Below are 19,900 nucleotides of genomic sequence, written 5' to 3' on the forward strand. Positions count from 1 at the left end.
TAGCACTTTTCTGTTACGAGGGCGCCTGCGGCGAAACATCCCCACCGGGGCTTCACGGTCTCGATTGCCCCGATAAAGCCGTTTATGACCCGCATCACGCTCGCCCGACGCTCTCCGGAACCGAAACGGTCCTCATAGCGACTAATCGGCAACCATTGAGAAAAGTCGCGATCCCCATATCGAATCATTAACCACCCCTTTACGCCCGCATGAAAATGCTGGTCGATCAGAAGAAATCTGGAAGTGAACTATGTCCGCCGCTGCGCCTAAATCAGTTGAGTCGCCGTCCCTCGAACCGTCCTGCCGCGATACCGCGGCTCATGCCCTCTCCGTCGTGCGCGACGGCGTGATCACGGGTGAAGGCCCCACCACCAAGGGCCGGGTGCACTTTTCCCGCTCGCTCGATGCCGATGACACCGCCTGGTGCGCCCGGATCCTGACCGCCACCGCGGTCAACGACCAGCCGGTGAGCCGCGCCGAAGCCGAGGCGCTGTTCGAGATCAACGAGGCCGCGACCGAGCGCACCGATGGTGGCCGGTTCGACGATCTGCTGGCCAAGGCCGTGGCTCATTACGCCGCGAGCGCCTCCGGCCTGAAAGTGCCGCCGCGCAACGTCGCGCTGGCGCAGGACATCGAGAGCTGGGCGCCGTCCTACGCCTCGAAGGTCAATAGCGAGATGCTGGAATGGATCGCCGGCCAGATGCGCGGCAAGCGCCAGAACAATCGTCGCCTGATGGCGATGGTGGCGACCTTCCTGGGCGCCACCGCGCTGCCTCTGGCGGGCCAATTGCCGAACGTGTTCGACATTGGAATGTAAGAGACTGGGAATGTAAAAGACTGGGAATGTAAGAACCAGAAGAGATCTGTCGCGCCCCTCGCGAGGCGCGACAGAAAGCGGCGGGGTTATTTCCCCGCCGTTTTTTGTTTGCCGGCGTCCGGCTCCAGGCCCAGCGTGCGGCCGGGGAAGCCGGCGGCGTCGAAATAGCGCTGGCTGCCGACGCGCTGGACGTTGAGCACGGTCTCGAGACCGTTCTCGGACTTCTTCTTCGACTTCTCCACGGCCTTGAACGCCTTCGGCACGACGCCATTGGGCAGCGCCTCCGACATCACGCGGCCGACCAGGCCGCCATTCCCCGAGCTGCGCAGGCCGAGGAGCTGGGCCGCAGTCATGCCGACATCGGCATTGCTGACCGGGAGCTCGTCGACGAAGCCGGCTTTGAAGTCCGGTCCGATCGCAGCCATGAAGTTGTAGGTGTCGCCGCGGCTGAAGCTGCCATGCATGCCCTGGCCCTGGCGCAGCACGGTGTCGGCCACCTGCACCGAACAGTTGGTCGGCGCCTCGCCGCACTCGCTGGCATAGGAACGGAAGTTGACGACGATCGCCGGCGTCGGCGTCGCCGCCTTGCCGCGCAGATTGATGCTCGACAGCGGCAGGGTGCCGGGGAAACGCCCGAGCTGGTCGTCGACGAACAGACCGGAGACGTAGTCCTGCTCCATCAAGGCCTTGATGGTCTTGGCCGCGAGCGTCTTGTCCTTGTTCGGCAGGTAGATCAGGTCGGAGCCGCCGTTGGTGGCGACGACGAGGTCGGGCTTGGTCGGATCCTTGCCGAGCACGCCGTTGCCGGCCTTCGGATGGGCGTTACCAGTGACGGCCGCGTTCTTGTCGTTGGGGTCGAACAGCGGCAGGTCGAGCGCTTTCGCAAGGTCGATCGCCAGGAAGCCCATCGGCAAGAAGTCCTTCGGCGTGTCGTCATAGCTGACCTTGGCCGAGGGGCTGGTCTTGCTCTCCTTGGAGATGGTCGAGAAGCCGTGGTCCGCCTGGATCATGATGTTGGTGTTGGCGGCGAGGCCGAGCTCGTCGAGCGCCTTGCGGAGCTGGGCAAGGTTGTTGTCGACGTTCTTGATGCTCGCCATCGTGCTCGGGCCGTTGATGCCCGGCAGGATCTGGTTGAGGCTGTCGCCCTGGTTATGCTGGGTGCCGTCAGGATCGCGCGACCAGAACACCAGCACGAACGGCTTGTTGCGCGCCTTGAACATCGGCAGCACCACCTTGGTGGCGACGTCGGCGAAATAGGCCTGCTGCACCACGTTGGCCGTGGTGGTGCCGGGCGTCTTGGCGTCGCCCGCCTTGCCGTTGTCGCCGCGGCTGGGGGCGGTGAGGGCGAGACCGGCTTTGGTCAGCGCATCCTTCATCTCGTCCGACAGCGCCACGCCGGCCTTGCTGCCGGTGGAATCGTCGATGACGATCGAGTGCTTGCCCGGCTTCTCCGGATGATCGGTGTGGTCCCACTGATAGGTCGGGCCGACCTTGCCGATCGCCGCCGTGCTCAGGCCCTTGTCGCGGGCCATCTTCAAGACGGTCTCCTCGTTGAGATAGTCGCCCTTGAAATGCTCGTCGATGTCGCCGAGCACGGCGTCGTTCTCGATGAAGGGAACCACGGTGTCGCCGGCGGGGACCGAGGTGTAGTTGGTCCAGATCGTGTTGGAAAACACGCCGGTGTCGCCGAGATAATGGCCGGTCGACATCGCCGAGCCATTGGCCATGGTGAACGTCGGGAACAGCGAATGCGAGTTCTTGAAGTTGACGCCCTTGTCGCGGACCTCGGCCATCGCCGGCGCGGTCTCGGGCGTGATCTTCAGCGCACGCAGCCCGTCGGGGATGAACAGGATCAGGTTGCGGGGCGTGTTATTCTCAGCGGAGGCAAATCCGGTGGAAAGTACTGTCAGCCCGGCTGACAGCAACACCAGTGAACGGCGCATCAAAAATCTCCTAGCGGTGAGGCGGCTTGGCCGCCGAACCGCGGCCCCCGGCATTCGTTTAGTTTTGCTGCATGACAGTTTTGTTACAAGAGCGAGCGTATTTGAAGAAGTGACGGGGAGGTAGCCAGGCGTCCACGGATTTGTCATTGCTGGGTTGACGGGCTCTCGCCACCGTCATTGCGAGCGCAGCGAAGCAATCCAGAATCCCTCCGCGGTGGCAGTCTGGATTGCTTCACTGCGCTCGCAATGACGGAGTGTGGGGTAGCACGGTCTTTGCTCACGGTTGCCCGCCCTGCAAAACCCGTCGCGCCGATGTGGCCTGCGTCCACCGCCGCCCGGCCCGCATTCGTGACGATCGCGATACGCCCCTCTTGGGCCGCAGTGACTAATCTCTAACAAAATTCAGAATTCGAATAAAGAGAAATACTTTGCTGCTGCACTCTTGACCCAGGGCTTCGGTGTTTTGCCCGACGGGTGACGCAAGGCGTTGTGGCCGGGACGGTCATTCCGGCACGGTCGGTACTTGCGGAGTTTGTGCGAGCGCCTGTACCGGCTTGACCTCTGCCGGGCTGGCTCCGCTCCTGGCTGGATCGCGCCGTGGCGAAAGCGGGGCTGCCTTGAGGGCATAGACGATCGCGATCTGCGTTCGATTATGAAGGCGGTATTTGCGCATGATGTTGCCGATATGCGCCCGCACCGTGTTCTCCGAGATCTTGAGCTCGTAGGCGATGTTCTTGTTCTGCAGTCCGCGCGCGATGAGCATCATCAACTCGCGCTCACGCGGCGTCGGCGTAATCAAATCTTTCGAATCCGGGCTCATGACTGCTCCTCCCTGGCCTCTGGTTTGATGTCGTGGCCAACCCAGCATGTTCTCACTCCGTCTTGAGCGCCTCGATTGGACTGAGCTTGGACGCCTTGTGTGCAGGATAGAAACCAAAGATGAGGCCGGTCGCGATTGAAAAGGCGAGGGCCAGGGCTATCGCTTCGCTGTCGATCGAGGTGATCCAGCCGGCCATGCGCGCGACCGTCATCGACAGCGTGACGCCGCTGAGGACGCCGATGGCGCCGCCGAGAAGGCAGAGCACGAGCGCTTCGCAGAGAAACTGGAGACGGATATCCCGCATCCGCCCGCCGAGCGCGCGGCGGATGCCGATTTCTCGGGTGCGCTCGGTCACCGACACGATCATGACGTTCATGATGCTGATGCCGCCGACGAGCAGCGAGACCGAAGCGATGGCGACGAGCAGGAGCGCGACGGTGCGGATCGCTCCCTGCTGCGCTTCCATGGCGGCGGCTGGATCCTGAACCTTGAAGTCGTCGTCCTGACCGGCAGGGACGCGATGCCGCTGCCGCAACAGGCTTTCGATTTCGGATCGCGCCCCCGCCATCTGGCCGTCGGCGGCCACCTTCGCAATGATGTAGGCGACCGAATCCCGGTTGATGTTGCTGGCGCTGCCGAGGAACCGGAGCTTGGCCGTGGTGAGGGGGACGAAGGCGACATCGTCCTGCGCGGGGTCCTTGCGATCAAGCACGCCGACCACTTCGAGCGGGACCTTCATGATCCTGATCTGCGCGCCGATGGGATCGTCGCCTGGCGCGAACAGCTCGCGCGCAACGGTGCTTCCGAGGATCACGACCTTTCCGGCGGCGGCCTCCTCGGCGTTGGAAAAGTAGCGTCCCGAGGAAAGCTGCCAGTCGCGCACCATGAAATGGCCGGTCGTCGTGCCGTTGATCGTCGTGTTCCAGTTCTTGCCTTCATGGATGACCTGCGCCGTTCCGGCGATCGAGCCGGCCGCCGCCTGGATTTCCGGGATCTGCTCGAGGATGGCCTGCACATCGCTTTCGGTCATCGTCAGCTTGCTGCCGTCCTTGAGGCGCACGCCGCCCTGGTAGACTGCGCCGGGCATAATCATCAGCACGTTGGCGCCGATCGAGCGGATCTGCTCCTGGAGCCGCAACTGCGCGCCGGCACCGATCGCGAAAACCGTCACGATCGACGCAACGCCAATCACGATGCCGAGCATGGTCAGAAAGCTGCGCAGCGGGTTGAGGCGCAAGGCGTGCAGAGCGATCCGGAATCCCTGAAGCATCGTCATGACCCAATGCTCCGTCTGGGTAGCAACGGCGCTATCGTCTCGTCGCTGACGAGCTCGCCGTCATGCAGGCGGATGGTGCGCCGGCACTGCATCGCGATGCGCGGATCGTGCGTGATCATCACAACGGTCTGGCCGCGCTGGTTGAGTGCGGCAAACAGCGCCAGGATCTCGGCGCCGGTACGGCTGTCGAGCGCGCCGGTCGGTTCGTCTGCGAGGATGATCAGCGGAGAGGCGATCAGCGCGCGCGCGATGGCGACGCGCTGCTGCTCGCCGCCCGACAATTGCCGCGGAAAATGATGCGCCCGGTGCAGCATGCCGACGGCTTCCAGGCTCTGCTCGGCGCGGCCAAGGCGTTCCTTGTGGCCCACGCCGCAATAGACCAGCGGCAGGGCGACGTTCTCGATTGCGTTGTGGCGCGCGAGCAGATTGTAGGACTGGAACACGAAACCGATGCTGCGGGCGCGCAAGGTCGATCTGCGGTCTTCCGAGAGGTCGGCGACGTTGGTCCCCTCGAGATAGATCGCACCCTCGCTCGGGAGGTCGAGCAATCCGATCATGTTCATCAGGGTGGACTTGCCGGAACCCGATGGCCCCATCACGGCGAGGATCTCGCCCTGATCGACGTCGAAGGTGACATTGCGCACCGCCGTGACCGCGATCCCGTCGGTGCGGTAGGTCCTGCCGACGGATCGGAGACTGATGAGGGGCAGGGTGGCTGTCATGATCCGAACCTGATGCCGAGAATTTCCATGCCGGCCGGCCGGATCGCCTGTCCGATGGCGACCTGGCTGCCCTCGACAAGCTCTCCGCTCTTGAGTGCCACTTGTTCCGTACCCGCCGCGCCGACGGTCACGGGGACGCGCTGAAGTGCGCCGTTGGCGGCGCGCAGCCAGACCCCGCTGCGTCCGGGAGCTGTGTCCGCCCGCGCGCCCGAAGGCTGGAACCGCAGCGCGGCCAGCGGCACCTTCAGCACGTTGTCCTGCTGCTCGATCACGATCTTGACCAGGGCGGTCATTCCCGGGAGCAGCGCGCCGTCGAGATTGGAGGTCGACAGGACGACCGTGTAGGTGACCACGTGCTGCTGGTTTTGCGGCGCCTTGCGCACCTGCCGTACCGCTGCTTCGAAACGCCGGTCGGGATAGGCATCGACCGTGAAGTGGGAGCGCTGGCCCGGCGCGATACGCCCGATATCGGCTTCGTCGACCTGCGCGTGAATCTCCATGTCCTCCAGGCGGTGGGCGACCACGAAGGTGGTGCGGGACTCGAGGCCAACCGCCAGCGTCTGGCCTTCGTTGACGAACCGGCCGACTACGACGCCGTCGATTGGCGACCGGATCACGGTGCGGTCGAGATCGGCCTGGGCCGCCGCAAGGACGGCGGCCTTCTCCGGCACCGCCATTCGGGCCTGGTCCAGCTCGGCCTCGATCCGGCGGACGTCGGCCTGCGCACCGTCGACGGCATAGGTATTCAGGGACATGAGGACCTCGGCCTCGCGCTCCTGGGCCACACGCGCGGTGAATTCCGTCTGCGCGTCGTCGACAGTGGACGTTGCCACGACGTTTTGCGACTGGAGCGCCAGCTTGCGTTGCAAGGTCTTCTGCGCCGAGGCCTTGACCGCCTGGGCGCTGTCGAGCTTGGCGACGAGCACGTCCCGGCTGCCCTTGGCGTTTTGCAGATCGATCCTGGCGCGATCGAGCTTGGCTCGCTCGATGTCCACGAAGGAGTCGGCGACCGCCAGCGCCGCCTTGGCCTCGTCGACCTTGGCCGCGAAGCTGCGGGGATCGATCAAGGCAAGCGGCTGGTCCTTGCTGACGGTGTCGTTGAAGTCGACATAGACGCGGGCGAGCTGCCCGGACAATTGCGAGCCGACCTCGATCGTCTTGACCGGTTGCAGGGCGCCCGTGACGGTGACGGTCTGCTCGATGCTGCCGCGCTGGATCGCGGCATAGCGGAACACGGGGGCGTCCGATCCGAAGGTCGGAATTTCGCTTGTCGCGGGAACCAGAAGCCGCTTCGTCGAATGATAGGCACGCGCGGCCTTGTCGGCCGCGCTGCCGGCGGCGCCAGCGATGGCGGCCGGCCCCGTGGCGTAGATCGCGGCGAGGCCGCATGCAGTTCCGAGCAAGGCAATAATTGGCACAAATCGCATATCAAAAACCCGCCTTCTTGAAATGGCTTTGTTGGCGGCAAATTCAAAAATCGCGCTATGGTTGCAAATCATCCGAGGCGATATCGATCGTCAATATGTCGTCGCGGAAGGGCCGACGGTCGGGCGTGCTTCACGATCCAGAAGTAAAGCCCGGGGGGCGCGACCTTTCGTGACTTGCCGCGAATCCATACGGGGCGTATCGATATGAGGCGCGCGGTATCGAACTCGATCGACTGACTGAACCTCCCGTATGATCTGGCCGAAGCGGCCAGCGAGCGGCGTTCAAGTCGGCGCATGGGTGGCGACGCCATGACGCAGTCGGCGATACCGCGGCCACGATGCAGGATTGCCGCATCTCGCCGCGATGCCGCCGGCACGATCGCAGCCTTCTCATCACGAAGCCCGATATGTGAACGCCTTCACTCGTCTTCTGGGTGCGATGGCCCTAAGACGTCGAACCGGTGGATCGACGCTGTTCGCGCGGTCCCTGCGAATTCATCCAAGCACCTTGTTATCGCTTGCAAGAAGAATGGATGGCTCGTTGCTTGCTCATCGAGCCCCAAGCCGGGGAGTCCGTTGCCATGAGGTCGGCTCAAGCCACAGTTTATATCGTTGACGACGAAATTCAGATTCGAAATGCGATTGGAAGTCTCTGCGAGGAAACCGGACACCAGGTAAAATTGTTTGCCTCGACAGACGATTTTCTAGCAGAGAGTCTTTCCGCCGGTCCTTCATGTCTCGTGCTCGACGTCCGCTTTCCCGGGACGTCGCCCACCGGCCTCGAGCTTCAGCGCCGGCTGGCCGAGACGGGCGTACCCATTCCGATCGTCTTCATCAGCGGCCATTCCGACGTCCGCGTCTCGGTCGAGGCCATGAAGCGCGGTGCGGTCGAGTTTCTGCCGAAACCTTTTCGCGAGCAGGAAATCCTCGACGCGATCAGGCACGGCATCGAGCGCGATCGCAAGCGAATGGAGCGCGAAGACGCCGTGCGCGATGCAAGGCAGCGCGTCGAGACACTGACGATGCGGGAGCGCGAAATCATGCTGTTGATGGCCGAGGGGCTCGTCGCCAAGCAGATCGCGGCAAGGCTCGGCGTTAGCGAAGTGACGGCGAAAGTTCATCGCGCCAGGATGATGCGCAAGCTGGAATTGCGTTCGCCGATCGAAGTGGTGCGGCTGGTCGACAGCATGGAGCGCGACGTTGCGGCGCGGGCTGCTGCGGGACAACCGCGCAACTAGGGTTTCGAGCGGCGACTTGTCGCACGACGTCTAGTCCTTACCGATTAGCATGAACTGCAGTCTGTCGCGCGGAGCACGATCGGTTCAGAGTGATCCCACGATGTCGGCCTCCTCCAAGACGGCATCCGAACCCAGTCAGACAACTCGGCTAGAAAGGGATTTCCTATGCGCAAATTGTTTTTTGCTTCCGTTGCCATGCTCGCTCTGTCGTCCGCGGCTCAGGCTGCCAACACCGCGACCACCGTTCAAATCGGCATCGCAAACGGCTCCACCGTGAACCAGCAGGGCCACGTGAATGACTCCTCGACCACGTCCCAGCTCGGCTTCGTGAACAGCGCGAGCACCATGCAGGGCACGACCTCTCCGTCGCTCAACAATGTCAGCTCGGTGACCCAGATTGGCGTCCTTGGCAACTCGGCCACCACTGGGCAGGTTGCCACCGGCAACAACACCAGCGGGATCAGCCAGACCACGCTCTTCGGCCTCCCGCCGAACAACTCCGCTGGTGTCGGGCAGCTCGGTGGCGGACTCAACCTCAGCACCATCACGCAGCACTAACCAGCCCCGGACCTCTGGGTGCGCGCGCGCCGCGTACCCAGAGTTATGTTTCAACGGCTACGACCAGACTTCTTGGTGGAGCGGCGGATCGAATAGCTGCTCCTAGCGGAGGAACTCACATGCGGATCAACTATCTACTCGCAACAGCAGCCATGCTCAGCGCGTTGGCTTCTGTCGATGCCAAAGCCGCCAACACGATCAGCGTGTTGCAATTCGGTACGACAAATCTCTCGTCCACAACGCAGACCGGCCCGGTGAACAACACTGCGACGACGCTGCAATTCGGGGCCTTCAACCAGGCGTCGAGCATGCAACTCGGTTCATTCTCTTCGGTCAATTCAGTGACGATTGGACAAGGCGGCACGACGCCCACCGCGACCAATAACGCTACGGCTGGCCAAGTCGGAGGCGCCAACACGAGCTTGATTGGCCAGATTGGTTTGAACAACGCCGCCGGGGTGTCCCAGCTTGGCATTCTGAACGGCTCCACGATTTTGCAGCAGGCTCCTTGACCTGAGATCGTGTGGTGACTCGGCAAATATTGTGGAGGCATATGATGAACAGGCATCTTCTGGTCGTTGCGACGGCGGTTCTCGTCTCCTGCTTCGCCGCGAACGGCCCCGCGCGGGCGCAGGGCGCTGACATCAAGACGATCGTCTCGGTCAACGGGCCGCCCGTCGTCGTGAACCAGAGCAGCTCGCTCAACATGGTCGGCGTATTCCAGGTTGGCGGCAACACCGGCGCGACCGTCACCCAGAACGGAAGCAACAATGCCACGGGAGTCCTGCAATTCGGCGGGACGACATCGGCTTCGGTCGGCCAGACGGGCATGAACAATTTTGCCTTTGTCGGCCAGGCCGGTCAGTCGGCGACGAGCTTCGTGTCGCAGCTCGGTGCCATGAATACGGGGGCGATCGCTCAGTTCGGCGCGGTCAACTCATCGACGGTGATCCAGACCAGTCCGTGAGCTGATGGGGCGAGGCGATGAGATACGGTCAAAGGCTCATGGCATTGGCGGCGTTGCTCGTCGCCATCAGCGTTGCGTCCGAGGCGTCCGCAGGATCCAGGCCATTGCCGGCCATTGGTGGGCCCGGGTCCTCCTGGAGCAACAGGAGCGTGAGTATCGAGACGATCGTGGAGTTCGGCAATAACCCGCAGCCGGTCACGATCGTGGAGAACAGCAGCATCAATATTGCGCGCGTGATCGAAATCGGGACGGGGACCGTCGATGCCACGATTGTCCAGAACGGGACGCGCAACTATGTCAATGTGATTCAGGTCGGCAATACGACCAACGCGTTGATCGGACAGTCGGGCGTCAGCAACATCGCCGACATCACTCAGGTCGGCAATACGACCAATGCGCTCCTGCTTCAGATCGGCGACATGAACACGGGAGCCGTCAGGCAGTTCGGGCGTTTCAACTGGCTGTCGATCTTTCAGTTTGGACGATGATCGAGATGAAGAGGTGTGACATGAAGTTCCTCCTGCTCGCATCCGGAATGACCCTCATGACCGCAGTTGCGATGGCGCCAGCCGGCGCCGGCGAGAGCGGTGATGGTCACACCACCGTGGTCCAGGACGAAAACGGAACCGCAATCATCACGCAAAGCGGTGATCCGGCGCAGGCCGAGGTCAAGGTCGACAAGGAACCGGGCCGCACCACGGTCTATCGCCGCAGCGGCGGCAACACCGCCATCGTGTCGCAGGGCAGTGGAAATGCGCAGGACATGCTGGACTGGCTGCGCAAGCAGCAGGGCCGTTGACGCGCGGCATTCCCGGGAACGAAGTCCCCGAAGCCAGGCGAAATTCCGGGCGTTCTGCCGCACCGGGTTCCCTGTTAATCCCGTGCCTTAACCAACAATTAATTATACGTTTGCGGGTGGGCGACAGCCCGGCCTAGCGTGCGGTGGGGAGCCGCTATCTGCGAAGCCAAACGAGTTGGTGCGTATCATGATGTCCAGATCAAATGGGGCGTTGCTCGCCTCGCTCAGCGCAGCCGCGCTGCTCCTTAGCTCCGGCGACAGTTTTGCACGACCGGGCGGCGGCGCCCCGCATGGCATGGTGACCGCTGCCGCACCGCCGGCAGCAGTACGTCCGCCGATCGCGCCGGGCGCGCGGTTCCGCGGCCGCAACAATCGTTTCGTCTATTGGCCGGGCGGCGGCGGGTTCTTCAACGATGGCGCGGCGTACAGCGAGCCTTTCGCCGATGCCGGACAGCCCGTCACCAACGACGTTCGCTATACCTACACCTACGACGTTCCCTGGGACTGGGCGCATCGCTTCCCGCCGAACGTCGTGCCGTCCGACCGGCCCTATGTCCCGAGCTGTCCGACGGAATCCGTGACGGTGCCCGGCCGCGGCGGTGGCGAGCACACCGTCAACATCATGCGCTGCTACTGAGCGGCGTACGGCATCACTGAATGCGTTAGAGGATTCCTGCCGCGGTGGCCTGGTCGCGGTCGGACTGCTTCCGCCTGACATTCGCGAGCTCGCGGCTGCAAGCCACAAACGGGGTCGTTCCCGGGCGCAGCCCGAACCGACCGCAGACATCTCGATCCTCATCCGCAATGACGCGCGCTAGCTCCGCCTCGGCGGCCTGGCGCAGCGCTGGCGCCGAGACGAGCGCGTGCAGCCCAAAGGCTGTCACAACGGCAAGCACCAGCGCAGCCGCGACTGTGGGGCGCTGCATCTCGTCGGCCGTGTCATGAGAAGGGCGTGCCTTGCTTCTAGCTTCGGTCATGAAATCCTCTCCCGAATGAAACATCGATGGTCAGAAAAAATGATCGTCGAGCCGCCCGACAAAATCGCCGGATACAACATCAATACCCGCTGCGTCGCAGCGGGAACGTGAAACAGATTACAAATTTCAAGCCGGCGGATTAAGAGTCGGTACTAGCCGAGTTCAAAACTGGTTACGCCGAACACGCGGTCGAGCCGCAGTGACGGGACTGCTCCAGTGTACATTCGTGCCGTTTCGAATGTCGGCTTCAGGCCAAGGGATTCCGCTACCGCAATAGCGTCGCGGTTCACCGCGGGGATGTCGAGCACAATCTCGCTGCTTCCGCTGTTCGCCAGCAAAGCCTGGAGGATGGCGTCCGCCGCAGCGCGGTTATCGGCTACCAGCGGGCCGATCTTGTGGCCTGTCCTGCAGGGGCGGATCACCCCCCATGCGGCGAGCTTGCCGTCGCGCAGCAGTGCGCGGCCGACATGGCCGGGCGTATTGATCCAGGCGTGCAGGAAGGCCGCGCGCGGGGCAGGGAAGACGGTTGTATCGTCGGCTTCGACCAGCGCAAACGGGATCGCGTCGAGCGCAACGACATCGGCCGGCGCCTTCGGTGGTGCCGCGATGGTGCCGCCATAGCGGATATTGGCGTAAGCGAGCTGGAAGCCGGATTTTCTGTAATTGTCCTGCTGTGCCACGACGCCGTCGAGGCCGATCACGCGCGAGCCGGCATGCGCGATCGCGGCATTCCAGATGCGCAGGCCGTGACCTCTGCCACGAAAGCCTGCGCGCACGATGTAGAAGCCGAGGAAGGCGAAGCGGTCGTCGTAATTGACGCAGGAGACGGTCGCGACCGGCTCGCCGTCGATCTCGCCGACGAAGAAACCTTTCGCGTCCGGGATTGCAAAGCAGGCGGCGTCGCGCAGGCCCGGATTCCAGCCCTCGGCCGCGGCCCAGTCGATCGCGATGGAGATCTCCTCTAGGCGCAAATTGCGGATCTGCAAATCGCTCATGTTGCGTGGCCTCGTGGCGATGGGTTTGTTAGCAAGTCTGGTTTGCGGGCAAGTCTGGTTGTAGAAGGCCTGATGGCAGGCTGAGCCTCTGGTTCGCCTCAACGCTATCACAGGGATGATCGGTCATGGCAGCAGAGAAGGTCGCACTCGTCACAGCAGGCGGAAGCGGCATGGGGGCAGGGGCCGCGCGGCGGCTCGCAGCCGACGGCTTTCGTGTCGCGATCCTGTCGTCCTCCGGCAAGGGCGAGGCGCTCGCGGCTGAGCTCGGCGGGTTCGGCGTGACCGGCTCCAACACATCCAATGACGATCTGAAGCGCCTCGTCGACGGCGCGCTGGCAAAGTGGGGACGCATCGACGTGCTCGTCAACAGCGCCGGCCACGGCCCGCGTGCGGCGATCACCGAAATTACCGACGAGCAGTGGCACCTCGGCCTCGACACGTATTTGCTGAACGTGATCCGTCCGACCCGGCTGGTGATGGCGGCGATGCAGGCGCAGAAGGGCGGCGCCATCATCAACATCTCGACCGCCTGGGCGTTCGAGCCGAGCGCGATGTTTCCGACCTCGGCGGTGTTCCGCGCAGGGCTCGCGGCCTTCACCAAGATTTTCACCGATACCCATGCGGCCGACAACATCCGCATGAACAATGTGCTGCCGGGCTGGATCGACAGCCTGCCGCAAACCGATGCGCGCCGCGACAGCGTGCCGCTGAAGCGCTACGGCAAGGTCGAGGAGATCGCGGCGACGGTCTCGTTCCTGGCATCCGACGGCGCCGCCTACATCACCGGCCAGAACATCCGCGTCGACGGCGGGCTGACGCGCTCGGTCTGAGGCGGGCTCGTTCGAGCCGCGGTCTCGCTGCCTTGTTGTCACGCGACACGGTCCTGCATCGCGCGTCGCCGATGAAGGATGGTGCGTGGCCCTTGGGTCACACCCGTCATCCATCTGTACGAACTCCGGCGCACACTACGTCACAGTCCATGCGAACTTCGCGGCAGCCCAAGACGCTGCGCGGTGTGCAGACTATGCCTACCCGTGCCGGAAACACCTGACCGGTGCATTCGGAAACGCGCGGTGCGATCGCGTGGGGCAAGGAGACTGGAATGAAGAAGTTTTTGCTGGCGGCAGCGATGGTTGTGTTAGGCAGCGCGTCTACCTTCGCGGCCGATCTCGCGCCGCATTATGCCAAGGCGCCGATGATGGCGCCGGCCTACAACTGGACGGGTTTTTACGTCGGCGCCAATGTCGGCGGGCAGTGGGGTAGCGCCGATCCGAGCACTTCGACCGTGTTCTCTCCGACAGGCTACTTCGCGGCCAGCAGCGTCCCCGCCATCAGCGCGGTCGGCGCCCAGGGCGTTAACAGCTCCAGCGTGACCGGCGGCTTCACGGCCGGCTACAACTGGCAGGTCGATCGCGCGGTGCTCGGCCTCGAAGGCGACATCAACTATTTCGGCTTCAAGGGCAGCGCGTCGGGCTCGGCGCTCTATCCCTGCTGCGCGCCGACCGGCTTCACCGTGTCATCGCAGGTATCGGCCGATTGGCTTGCCACCATCCGCGGCCGCATCGGCGTCCTGGCTGCTCCGACCTGGCTGCTTTACGCCACGGGCGGCGCGGCGATCGCAGAAGTGAAGGGCAATTTCAACTTCACCGACACGTTCGCGGCGGCAACCGAGTCAAGCGCGATCCGGGACACGCGGGTCGGCTGGACCGCGGGCGTCGGCACCGAATACGCGTTCGGGGGCGGCTGGTCGCTCAAGGCCGAATATCTCTATGTTGATCTCGGCCGCGCCAGCACAACCAGCACGAACCTCGCTGCGTTCGTCCCGGCTATTTCGTTCCCGGCCAACGCTTACACCCACTCGTTCGACATCAAGTCGAACATTGTCCGCGTCGGCGTGAACTACAAGTTCGGCGGACCGGTCGTCGCCAGGTACTGATCGGTATCCCGTTCCGGTTCTCGCGTGGAAAGCCCCGGCTCGGCCGGGGCTTTCCGTTTTGACGTTCAGCCGCCGTGCGCGACCACGAGATGCGCCAGCGCGGGCAGGATCTTGTAGCGTGCGATCTCGTGCGGATATTCGCCGCGATTGGCGAGCAGCACGATGCCGAGGCGGTGCGCCGGCACCAGGCCGATATAGCCGGAGGCGTTGTTGAGGCCGCCCGGCTTGTCGACGACGGTGACGCCGGGAAGGTGCACGGTCTCCCAGGCAATGGCTTGGCCGAACGTGGCCTGGCCGAACCTTTGGTCGACGTGGAAACTCTCGCGCTGTGTCATGCGCAGCGCTTCGCGCAGCTGCGGATCGATCGAACGGCCGTCGACGGCCGCCGCGACGAAGGCTGCAATATCCCGCGCGGACGAGAACATCTGGCCGGTGCCGGGGAAGTCGAAATAGCTCTGCTGGTCGCCGATCGGGCCGATCGCGGTGCCCTGGTCGGAATAGCCCTGCACGACGCGCCGCAGGGCGGCGTCGTCCATGATCGCGCGGTTGTCAGGTCCGCGTTCGGGAATGGACGTGGCTTGCATGCCGAGCGGCGTGAGGATGCGGCTCTCGACCAGTTTTGCAATCGGCGTGCGATAGCAGCGCTCGAGCACGAGCTGGAGCAGGACGTAGCCGGCATGACTGTAGATGCGCTGCTTGCCGGGCCCAACGCCCGCAGGCGGCGTCCAGGCGTTGAGCATCGCGATGAATTGCGTCTGCGAGTACGTATCATTTGGCCAGGGCGGGTGAATCGGTCGGCAGCAGCAGTCCCGAGGTGTGCGTGGCGAGCTCGCCGATGGTGACGTGGCGGATGTAGTCGCCGTCGAGCTCCGGCAGATATTTGGGCACGGGATCGTCGAGCCGCAGCTCGCCGCGGAGCGTGCCGAGTGCCACCAGCGCCGCCTCGAACGGTTTTCTCAAAGAAGCGAGGTTGAACAGCGTGTCCGGCGTCACTGGCTGTTTGGTGGCATCATCGGCAAAGCCGTAATTGAAGAATTCGACATGGCGGCCGGCATAGAGCGCAGCCGCAAGGCCGCCCGGATGCTCCAGTGTCGCGGTCGGTGCGAGCTCGGCGGCGACGATGTCGCGCATCTGCGCGATCATGTCCGAATCCGCCGATGCGCGGCGTGGCCCGGCCAGCGCGGCCGCGAAGGGAACAAGCGCGGCGCGGGCGAGGGATCGCCTTGTGATGTGCGGTGACGAGATGACAACAGGCGGCACGTGATCCGGTGAATCATACGATGCGCCCCCGGAGACCAGTTTAGCGGGGGCATGCTGGCGTCCAATTCACGATTGCGCGTGCGGGTTCCGTGTTGGCGGGCTCTAAAAATACTTAGCTTACGAGCTAACAATCGTTGACGCCGCCTCGCGGCAGGCTTATAGTTAGCTACATGGCTAACCAATTACCCCAGCTCGACCAGGTTTTCGCAGCGCTCGCCGATCCCACGCGGCGGGCGATCGTGATGCGGCTGTGCGCCGGCGAGGCCTCGGTCGGCGAGCTCGCCGAGCCCTTCGAGATGGCGCTGCCGAGCTTCATGAAGCACATCCACGTGCTGGAGGTGAGCGGGCTCGTGCAGTCGGAAAAGTCCGGCCGCGTGCGCACCTGTCGCCTCAGTCCGGATGCGCTCGTCGGTGCGGAAGACTGGTTCCAGCACCAGCGCGCGATCTGGGAGGCGCGGCTCGACCGGTTCGAGGCTTACGTGATGAAGCTCAAGAAGGAGAGGGCGGCCGCCAAGCGGCTGTCGAAAACGACCGACAAGACCACCAACAAGCCAAGCAAACGGAAAGGTGCCGAGTGATGACGAATGCTGCCAATGCTGCCCTGTCGCAATGGTCGATCGACCGCGAGATCGTGATGTCGCGCGTGATCGACGCGCCGCGCGATCTGGTGTTCGAGGCGTGGTCCGATCCCAAGCACCTGCCGCAATGGTTCGGGCCGAAGGGATTCAAGATCGAGACCTTCGAGATCGACGTGCGCGTCGGCGGCGTCTGGCGCTTCAACATGATCGGCCCCGACGGCACCGTCTATCCTAACCGCATGCGCTTCCTCCGCATCGAGCGGCCGTCCTTCATGGAGATGTATCACGGAGACGACCAGGACGAGGATCCCGGCATGTTCCGCTTCACCATCACCTTCGCTGAGCAGGCCAACGGCAAGACCGTGCTGATGATGCGGCAGCTCGCGGCGAGCACCGAGCAGCGCGACGGCATGATCGGCTTCGGCGCCGTCGAATACGGCTACCAGACGCTGGATAAGCTCGCGGCCTATGTCGGCGGGCTGAAGAAATAAGTCCCCGCGTGATTCGGGGGGCGCCCTCGGAAGTGGCGCCCCCTAAAATAAGCCTGGAAACGCAGGCGCCATCGCAATTATGACAGCGCGCAGGCCAATTATGACAGCGCCGTCACGCAGATTTTTGTCGCGCCGTGCTGCTGATTTATGACAGGATTACTACCGTTGGATGTCATATTGACTACGGCGGAGCGATTCATGTTGCAGTGGCAGGCACGGTCAAATCCCCTCGCGTGGTGGTGGGGGTCCCTGACGCTTGTCAGTGCGGCGAACATCCTCGTCTGGTTCATGCTGTACCGCGAGTTCTATCCGACCGTCGCCGGCAGCGTCGGCGGCGGTTCGGATATCGGCCTGATGTTCCTGCTCTGCGCGGGCTATGTGTTCGGCTGCGCCTTCCGCTCGGTGCTGCCGCGCGCCGACGTACAACGCATCTGCCTGTTCGACACCTGGCTGTCGAGCGTGTTCGTCGGCCGCACGGTCGCGACCGTCGCCGAGGTCTGCTTCGCCGCGCAATGGGCGATCATCCTGCATCAGCTCGGTCACATGACCGGCGCCGAGACCGTGGTGAACATCGCGCTGGTGATCGTGCCGATCATCATCATCGCGGAATGTTTTTCCTGGTACGCGGTGGTGACGACCAACTTCCTCTTCAACGCGGTCGAGAACTCGCTGTGGGCGGTGACCTTTTTCCTCGCCGGCATTGCGCTGTGCCGCTTGATGCCGGAATTCCAGGGCCCGGTGCGCTGGGCGCTGACCGCCGGCATCATCGGCATCGCCTGCTTCCTTGCGTTCCTCGTCACCGTCGACGTGCCGATGTATCTTAGCCGCTGGAGGGCAGGGCACGAACAGGGCGGCAGGTTCCTCGGTTTCCTCGAGGGCCTGCATGACGTCTCGACGCGCTGGGTGGTGACCCACGACATCGCGCATTGGAAGGGCGAGCTGACCTGGATGTTCCTGTATTTCAGCGCCGCCGTCTGGTCGAGCCTCGCGCTCTGCGCGCTCTACGCCATGGAAGGCTATCTCACGCGTTATCTCGCCTGAAGATCAGGCATCGCCGAGATCGAGCTGCGTCAAAATTCCCTGACGCAGCGCCAGCCGGACCAGCTCGATGTCGGAGCCGACGCCGAGCTTGTCCTTGATCAGTGAATGCAAATTCGCCACCGTCTTCGGGCTGACGTGCAGCGTCTCGGCGATCTCCTCCGTCGTGTTTTCGGCGAGCAGCAGCCGCAGCACCTCGAACTCGCGCGGCGTCAGCACGTCGGCGGCCGAGCTCTCGCCGCTGATCCGGCTCAGCGCAAGCTCGTGGTCGATATCGGGGCTGATCGCGATCTTGCCGGCGAGCACGTCCATCACCGCGCGCACCAGCGTCTCCGGCGGGCTGGTCTTGGTGACGTAACCCCTCGCGCCGGCGCGTATGGCCTGCACGGCGAAGCCGGCATTCTCATGCATGGTGAAGACGAGGATCTTGGCAGCCTTGTCCCATTGCCTGATGCGCCTGACGGCCTCGACGCCGCCAATGCCGGGCATGCTGAGATCCATGATGACGAGGTCGGGCGCCTCGGACTTGAACAGGCGATAGGCCTCCGCACCGTCGCCGGCTTCGGCGATGACGCGCAGGCCCGGTTGCTTCTCGAGCACGGAGCGATAGCCCTCGCGGACGACGGAATGGTCGTCGACCAGCAGAATGGTCGCGGTCATGCCGCGTGCTCCAGCACTTGCGGATTGGCGGCTGCAAGCGGAATGACGACGCGCAGCGCGGAGCCACCGGCGGGGCCGGCCTCAAAACTCAGACGGCCGCGCAGCGCCGCGACGCGCTCGCGCATACCGAGCAAGCCCATGCCGGATTTCGCTGCGGGATCGGTCGAGCGTCCGTCATCGTCGATGGCAAGTGCGATCTCGCCGGGATGCATCGTCAATTCCAGGCTGACCTTGGTGGCGCCGGCATGCTTGGCGGCATTGGTGAGCGCTTCCTGCACGATGCGGTAGAGGTTGGCGCTGATCGTGGCCGGCAGGGTCTCGAACGTGCCGTCGAAACGGATCGAAAAGCGCGTCTCACCGCGGCTGCGTCCATTCCACCCCGCAACGAGGCCTTCGAGACTGGCGACGAGTCCCAGTTCCTCCACGTCAGGCGGGCGCAGCCGGAACAGTGTGCCGCGCAGCGTCTCCATCATGCCGGTTGCGGTCCGCGCGATACCGTCGCACTCGCCAAGCAGAGAGGGGCAGTCCTGCGCGGCGGTCTGGCGGGCAGAGGAGGCGAGCGCGCGGATGGCGGCGAGCGACTGGCCGAACTCGTCGTGTAGCTCGCGGGCGAGATGGCGGCGCTCCTCGTCCTGGAGCGCGATCAGTTTTCGCGTCAACTCGGCACGCTCGGCCAGCGCAGTGTCGAGGCTTTCGGCGAGATGGTTGAAGACGTCGCGAACCGCGGACAGCTCGGCGAGATCGAATGGCGGCAGCCGCGCGGTGAGGTCGTTGGCGGCGATCCGCTCGAGGCCGGCACGGATCATGCGGGTCGGGCGCAGGGCGCGGGCCAGTGCGGCATAGACCAGGACGCAGAACAGCGGCAGCGCGATCGCGAGCGCGAGCATCAGGCGGCCGGCCTCGTGCCAGGCCTCGGCCGTCTGCACGGCCGGATCGACCAAGACCACGGCTTCGCCAAGCTTCGTCCCGCGCAGGATCACGGGTCGCGCGGCCTCGCGGCCGGGGTCGAACAGGCTGTGGTAGAACGCCGTGAAGATCTGCGGCGGCGGATCCTCCGGGATCGGTGCGCCGCTACAGAAGCGCTGGAGCATCTCACCGCTCGTGCCGCGGAAGGCCAGGCACAGGCCCGGCGTCATCACATAGGCCGAAACGGGGTCGAGGTTGGGAAAGTCGGGGCGTGGGCTCGCCGCCCACAGGACCTTGCCCTGTTGCAGTTCCAGCGTCTTCGCCACGATGGCCGCGATCCCGTCGATGCGCGCATGAGCCGCGCGATCGGCCGTGATCAGGAAATAGGCGGAGATCGCGGCGAAGCACGCGGCCGATATGGCGGCGACGCGCAAGGTCAGGCGGACCTTGAGATCGAATCTCGGGCGGTTCCACATCGGCGGGCACCTGGCG

24 protein-coding genes are annotated in these 19,900 nt (G+C 64.1%); 13 read left to right on the top strand and 11 right to left on the bottom strand.

Annotated elements, in window-relative coordinates:
- Nucleotides 1–250: 250 nt before the first annotated feature.
- Nucleotides 251–817: a hypothetical protein gene (locus FXB40_RS35850; protein ID WP_148777003.1), complete on the top strand. Its 567-nt coding sequence runs from the start codon at nt 251–253 to the stop codon at nt 815–817.
- Nucleotides 818–903: 86 nt separating this feature from the next.
- On the opposite strand, the gene FXB40_RS35855 is transcribed toward FXB40_RS35850, so the two are convergent.
- The 5 genes from FXB40_RS35855 to FXB40_RS35875 form a co-directional block, all read right to left on the bottom strand.
- The gene (locus FXB40_RS35855; RefSeq protein ID WP_148777004.1) at nt 904–2,760 is read right to left on the bottom strand and encodes an alkaline phosphatase family protein; all 1,857 of its coding nucleotides are present in this window, start codon (nt 2,758–2,760) and stop codon (nt 904–906) included.
- A gap of 502 nt (nt 2,761–3,262) precedes the next feature.
- Nucleotides 3,263–3,628, bottom strand: a complete 366-nt coding sequence (locus FXB40_RS35860; RefSeq protein ID WP_148777005.1) for a response regulator transcription factor — start codon at nt 3,626–3,628, stop codon at nt 3,263–3,265.
- Nucleotides 3,629–3,632: 4 nt separating this feature from the next.
- Nucleotides 3,633–4,856, bottom strand: coding sequence for an ABC transporter permease (locus FXB40_RS35865; protein ID WP_148777006.1), 1,224 nt, complete (start codon nt 4,854–4,856; stop codon nt 3,633–3,635).
- A complete protein-coding gene (locus FXB40_RS35870) occupies nt 4,853–5,578 on the bottom strand; it encodes an ABC transporter ATP-binding protein (protein ID WP_148777007.1) in 726 nt (241 codons plus the stop codon). Before FXB40_RS35870 ends, FXB40_RS35865 begins: the two co-directional genes overlap by 4 nt.
- The gene (locus FXB40_RS35875; protein WP_148777008.1) at nt 5,575–7,005 is read right to left on the bottom strand and encodes an efflux RND transporter periplasmic adaptor subunit; all 1,431 of its coding nucleotides are present in this window, start codon (nt 7,003–7,005) and stop codon (nt 5,575–5,577) included. The genes FXB40_RS35870 and FXB40_RS35875 overlap by 4 nt, the downstream gene beginning before the upstream one ends.
- A 581-nt stretch (nt 7,006–7,586) precedes the next feature.
- Between FXB40_RS35875 and FXB40_RS35880 the strand changes: the two genes are divergently transcribed.
- From FXB40_RS35880 to FXB40_RS35910, 7 genes are all read left to right on the top strand, one after another.
- Nucleotides 7,587–8,243, top strand: a complete 657-nt coding sequence (locus FXB40_RS35880; RefSeq protein WP_148777009.1) for a response regulator transcription factor — start codon at nt 7,587–7,589, stop codon at nt 8,241–8,243.
- 165 nt (nt 8,244–8,408) lie between these two features.
- Complete coding sequence (locus FXB40_RS35885; protein ID WP_187437381.1) at nt 8,409–8,801, top strand: curlin subunit CsgB; 393 nt, start codon at nt 8,409–8,411, stop codon at nt 8,799–8,801.
- Between the two features lie 119 nt (nt 8,802–8,920).
- Complete coding sequence (locus FXB40_RS35890; protein ID WP_148777010.1) at nt 8,921–9,313, top strand: curlin; 393 nt, start codon at nt 8,921–8,923, stop codon at nt 9,311–9,313.
- Between the two features lie 44 nt (nt 9,314–9,357).
- The gene (locus FXB40_RS35895; protein WP_148777011.1) at nt 9,358–9,768 is read left to right on the top strand and encodes a curlin; all 411 of its coding nucleotides are present in this window, start codon (nt 9,358–9,360) and stop codon (nt 9,766–9,768) included.
- A gap of 38 nt (nt 9,769–9,806) precedes the next feature.
- A complete protein-coding gene (locus tag FXB40_RS35900; protein WP_283812987.1) occupies nt 9,807–10,256 on the top strand; it encodes a curlin in 450 nt (149 codons plus the stop codon).
- A gap of 20 nt (nt 10,257–10,276) precedes the next feature.
- Nucleotides 10,277–10,567: a hypothetical protein gene (locus FXB40_RS35905; protein WP_148777013.1), complete on the top strand. Its 291-nt coding sequence runs from the start codon at nt 10,277–10,279 to the stop codon at nt 10,565–10,567.
- A 187-nt stretch (nt 10,568–10,754) separates the two neighbouring features.
- Nucleotides 10,755–11,204: a hypothetical protein gene (locus FXB40_RS35910; RefSeq protein ID WP_187437382.1), complete on the top strand. Its 450-nt coding sequence runs from the start codon at nt 10,755–10,757 to the stop codon at nt 11,202–11,204.
- 25 nt (nt 11,205–11,229) lie between these two features.
- On the opposite strand, the gene FXB40_RS35915 is transcribed toward FXB40_RS35910, so the two are convergent.
- Both FXB40_RS35915 and FXB40_RS35920 read right to left on the bottom strand, forming a co-directional pair.
- Nucleotides 11,230–11,544, bottom strand: a complete 315-nt coding sequence (locus tag FXB40_RS35915; RefSeq protein WP_148777015.1) for a hypothetical protein — start codon at nt 11,542–11,544, stop codon at nt 11,230–11,232.
- Nucleotides 11,545–11,696: 152 nt separating this feature from the next.
- The gene (locus FXB40_RS35920; protein WP_148777016.1) at nt 11,697–12,539 is read right to left on the bottom strand and encodes a GNAT family N-acetyltransferase; all 843 of its coding nucleotides are present in this window, start codon (nt 12,537–12,539) and stop codon (nt 11,697–11,699) included.
- Between the two features lie 125 nt (nt 12,540–12,664).
- Here FXB40_RS35920 and FXB40_RS35925 point away from each other — a divergent pair, with 125 nt between their 5' ends.
- Nucleotides 12,665–13,369 (top strand): SDR family oxidoreductase, encoded by a 705-nt coding sequence (locus FXB40_RS35925; RefSeq protein ID WP_148777017.1) that lies wholly within the window; start codon nt 12,665–12,667, stop codon nt 13,367–13,369.
- Nucleotides 13,370–13,641: 272 nt separating this feature from the next.
- A complete protein-coding gene (locus FXB40_RS35930) occupies nt 13,642–14,475 on the top strand; it encodes an outer membrane protein (protein ID WP_148777018.1) in 834 nt (277 codons plus the stop codon).
- A gap of 65 nt (nt 14,476–14,540) precedes the next feature.
- Here FXB40_RS35930 and FXB40_RS49985 read toward each other — a convergent pair whose 3' ends face one another.
- The gene (locus FXB40_RS49985; protein ID WP_283812989.1) at nt 14,541–15,215 is read right to left on the bottom strand and encodes a serine hydrolase; all 675 of its coding nucleotides are present in this window, start codon (nt 15,213–15,215) and stop codon (nt 14,541–14,543) included.
- A gap of 28 nt (nt 15,216–15,243) precedes the next feature.
- Complete coding sequence (locus FXB40_RS49990; protein ID WP_283812990.1) at nt 15,244–15,618, bottom strand: serine hydrolase; 375 nt, start codon at nt 15,616–15,618, stop codon at nt 15,244–15,246.
- A 287-nt stretch (nt 15,619–15,905) separates the two neighbouring features.
- On the opposite strand from FXB40_RS49990, the gene FXB40_RS35940 reads away from it, so the two are divergent.
- The 3 genes from FXB40_RS35940 (at nt 15,906) to FXB40_RS35950 (ending at nt 17,845) form a co-directional block, all read left to right on the top strand.
- A complete protein-coding gene (locus FXB40_RS35940; RefSeq protein WP_148777019.1) occupies nt 15,906–16,313 on the top strand; it encodes an ArsR/SmtB family transcription factor in 408 nt (135 codons plus the stop codon).
- Nucleotides 16,313–16,804, top strand: a complete 492-nt coding sequence (locus tag FXB40_RS35945; protein ID WP_187437383.1) for an SRPBCC family protein — start codon at nt 16,313–16,315, stop codon at nt 16,802–16,804. Before FXB40_RS35940 ends, FXB40_RS35945 begins: the two co-directional genes overlap by 1 nt.
- A 198-nt stretch (nt 16,805–17,002) precedes the next feature.
- Nucleotides 17,003–17,845, top strand: a complete 843-nt coding sequence (locus FXB40_RS35950; RefSeq protein ID WP_148777021.1) for a hypothetical protein — start codon at nt 17,003–17,005, stop codon at nt 17,843–17,845.
- A 3-nt stretch (nt 17,846–17,848) separates the two neighbouring features.
- On the opposite strand, the gene FXB40_RS35955 is transcribed toward FXB40_RS35950, so the two are convergent.
- Both FXB40_RS35955 and FXB40_RS35960 read right to left on the bottom strand, forming a co-directional pair.
- Nucleotides 17,849–18,502 (bottom strand): response regulator, encoded by a 654-nt coding sequence (locus FXB40_RS35955; protein WP_148777022.1) that lies wholly within the window; start codon nt 18,500–18,502, stop codon nt 17,849–17,851.
- On the bottom strand, nt 18,499–19,884 hold the full coding sequence (locus tag FXB40_RS35960; protein ID WP_148777023.1) for a sensor histidine kinase: 1,386 nt from the start codon (nt 19,882–19,884) through the stop codon (nt 18,499–18,501). The genes FXB40_RS35955 and FXB40_RS35960 overlap by 4 nt, the downstream gene beginning before the upstream one ends.
- Between the last annotated feature and the right edge of the window lie 16 nt (nt 19,885–19,900).

The sequence above is a fragment of the Bradyrhizobium rifense genome (assembly GCF_008123425.1).
Taxonomy (GTDB): Bacteria; Pseudomonadota; Alphaproteobacteria; order Rhizobiales; family Xanthobacteraceae; genus Bradyrhizobium; species Bradyrhizobium rifense.

Excerpts from the sequence above, each read along its gene's own strand:
- FXB40_RS35925 (WP_148777017.1), top strand. The coding sequence starts at position 12,665 with ATGGCAGCAGAGAAGGTCGCACTCGTCACAGCAGGCGGAAGCGGCATG.
- FXB40_RS35950 (WP_148777021.1), top strand. The coding sequence starts at position 17,003 with ATGTTGCAGTGGCAGGCACGGTCAAATCCCCTCGCGTGGTGGTGGGGG.
- FXB40_RS49985 (WP_283812989.1), bottom strand. The coding sequence starts at position 15,215 with ATGCTCAACGCCTGGACGCCGCCTGCGGGCGTTGGGCCCGGCAAGCAG.
- FXB40_RS35920 (WP_148777016.1), bottom strand. The coding sequence starts at position 12,539 with ATGAGCGATTTGCAGATCCGCAATTTGCGCCTAGAGGAGATCTCCATC.
- FXB40_RS35955 (WP_148777022.1), bottom strand. The coding sequence starts at position 18,502 with ATGACCGCGACCATTCTGCTGGTCGACGACCATTCCGTCGTCCGCGAG.
- FXB40_RS49990 (WP_283812990.1), bottom strand. The coding sequence starts at position 15,618 with ATGATCGCGCAGATGCGCGACATCGTCGCCGCCGAGCTCGCACCGACC.
- FXB40_RS35875 (WP_148777008.1), bottom strand. The coding sequence starts at position 7,005 with ATGCGATTTGTGCCAATTATTGCCTTGCTCGGAACTGCATGCGGCCTC.
- FXB40_RS35905 (WP_148777013.1), top strand. The coding sequence starts at position 10,277 with ATGAAGTTCCTCCTGCTCGCATCCGGAATGACCCTCATGACCGCAGTT.
- FXB40_RS35855 (WP_148777004.1), bottom strand. The coding sequence starts at position 2,760 with ATGCGCCGTTCACTGGTGTTGCTGTCAGCCGGGCTGACAGTACTTTCC.
- FXB40_RS35850 (WP_148777003.1), top strand. The coding sequence starts at position 251 with ATGTCCGCCGCTGCGCCTAAATCAGTTGAGTCGCCGTCCCTCGAACCG.
- FXB40_RS35865 (WP_148777006.1), bottom strand. The coding sequence starts at position 4,856 with ATGACGATGCTTCAGGGATTCCGGATCGCTCTGCACGCCTTGCGCCTC.
- FXB40_RS35960 (WP_148777023.1), bottom strand. The coding sequence starts at position 19,884 with ATGTGGAACCGCCCGAGATTCGATCTCAAGGTCCGCCTGACCTTGCGC.
- FXB40_RS35930 (WP_148777018.1), top strand. The coding sequence starts at position 13,642 with ATGAAGAAGTTTTTGCTGGCGGCAGCGATGGTTGTGTTAGGCAGCGCG.
- FXB40_RS35870 (WP_148777007.1), bottom strand. The coding sequence starts at position 5,578 with ATGACAGCCACCCTGCCCCTCATCAGTCTCCGATCCGTCGGCAGGACC.
- FXB40_RS35885 (WP_187437381.1), top strand. The coding sequence starts at position 8,409 with ATGCGCAAATTGTTTTTTGCTTCCGTTGCCATGCTCGCTCTGTCGTCC.
- FXB40_RS35945 (WP_187437383.1), top strand. The coding sequence starts at position 16,313 with ATGACGAATGCTGCCAATGCTGCCCTGTCGCAATGGTCGATCGACCGC.
- FXB40_RS35895 (WP_148777011.1), top strand. The coding sequence starts at position 9,358 with ATGAACAGGCATCTTCTGGTCGTTGCGACGGCGGTTCTCGTCTCCTGC.
- FXB40_RS35880 (WP_148777009.1), top strand. The coding sequence starts at position 7,587 with ATGAGGTCGGCTCAAGCCACAGTTTATATCGTTGACGACGAAATTCAG.
- FXB40_RS35910 (WP_187437382.1), top strand. The coding sequence starts at position 10,755 with ATGATGTCCAGATCAAATGGGGCGTTGCTCGCCTCGCTCAGCGCAGCC.
- FXB40_RS35890 (WP_148777010.1), top strand. The coding sequence starts at position 8,921 with ATGCGGATCAACTATCTACTCGCAACAGCAGCCATGCTCAGCGCGTTG.
- FXB40_RS35940 (WP_148777019.1), top strand. The coding sequence starts at position 15,906 with ATGGCTAACCAATTACCCCAGCTCGACCAGGTTTTCGCAGCGCTCGCC.
- FXB40_RS35915 (WP_148777015.1), bottom strand. The coding sequence starts at position 11,544 with ATGACCGAAGCTAGAAGCAAGGCACGCCCTTCTCATGACACGGCCGAC.
- FXB40_RS35860 (WP_148777005.1), bottom strand. The coding sequence starts at position 3,628 with ATGCTGGGTTGGCCACGACATCAAACCAGAGGCCAGGGAGGAGCAGTC.
- FXB40_RS35900 (WP_283812987.1), top strand. The coding sequence starts at position 9,807 with ATGGCATTGGCGGCGTTGCTCGTCGCCATCAGCGTTGCGTCCGAGGCG.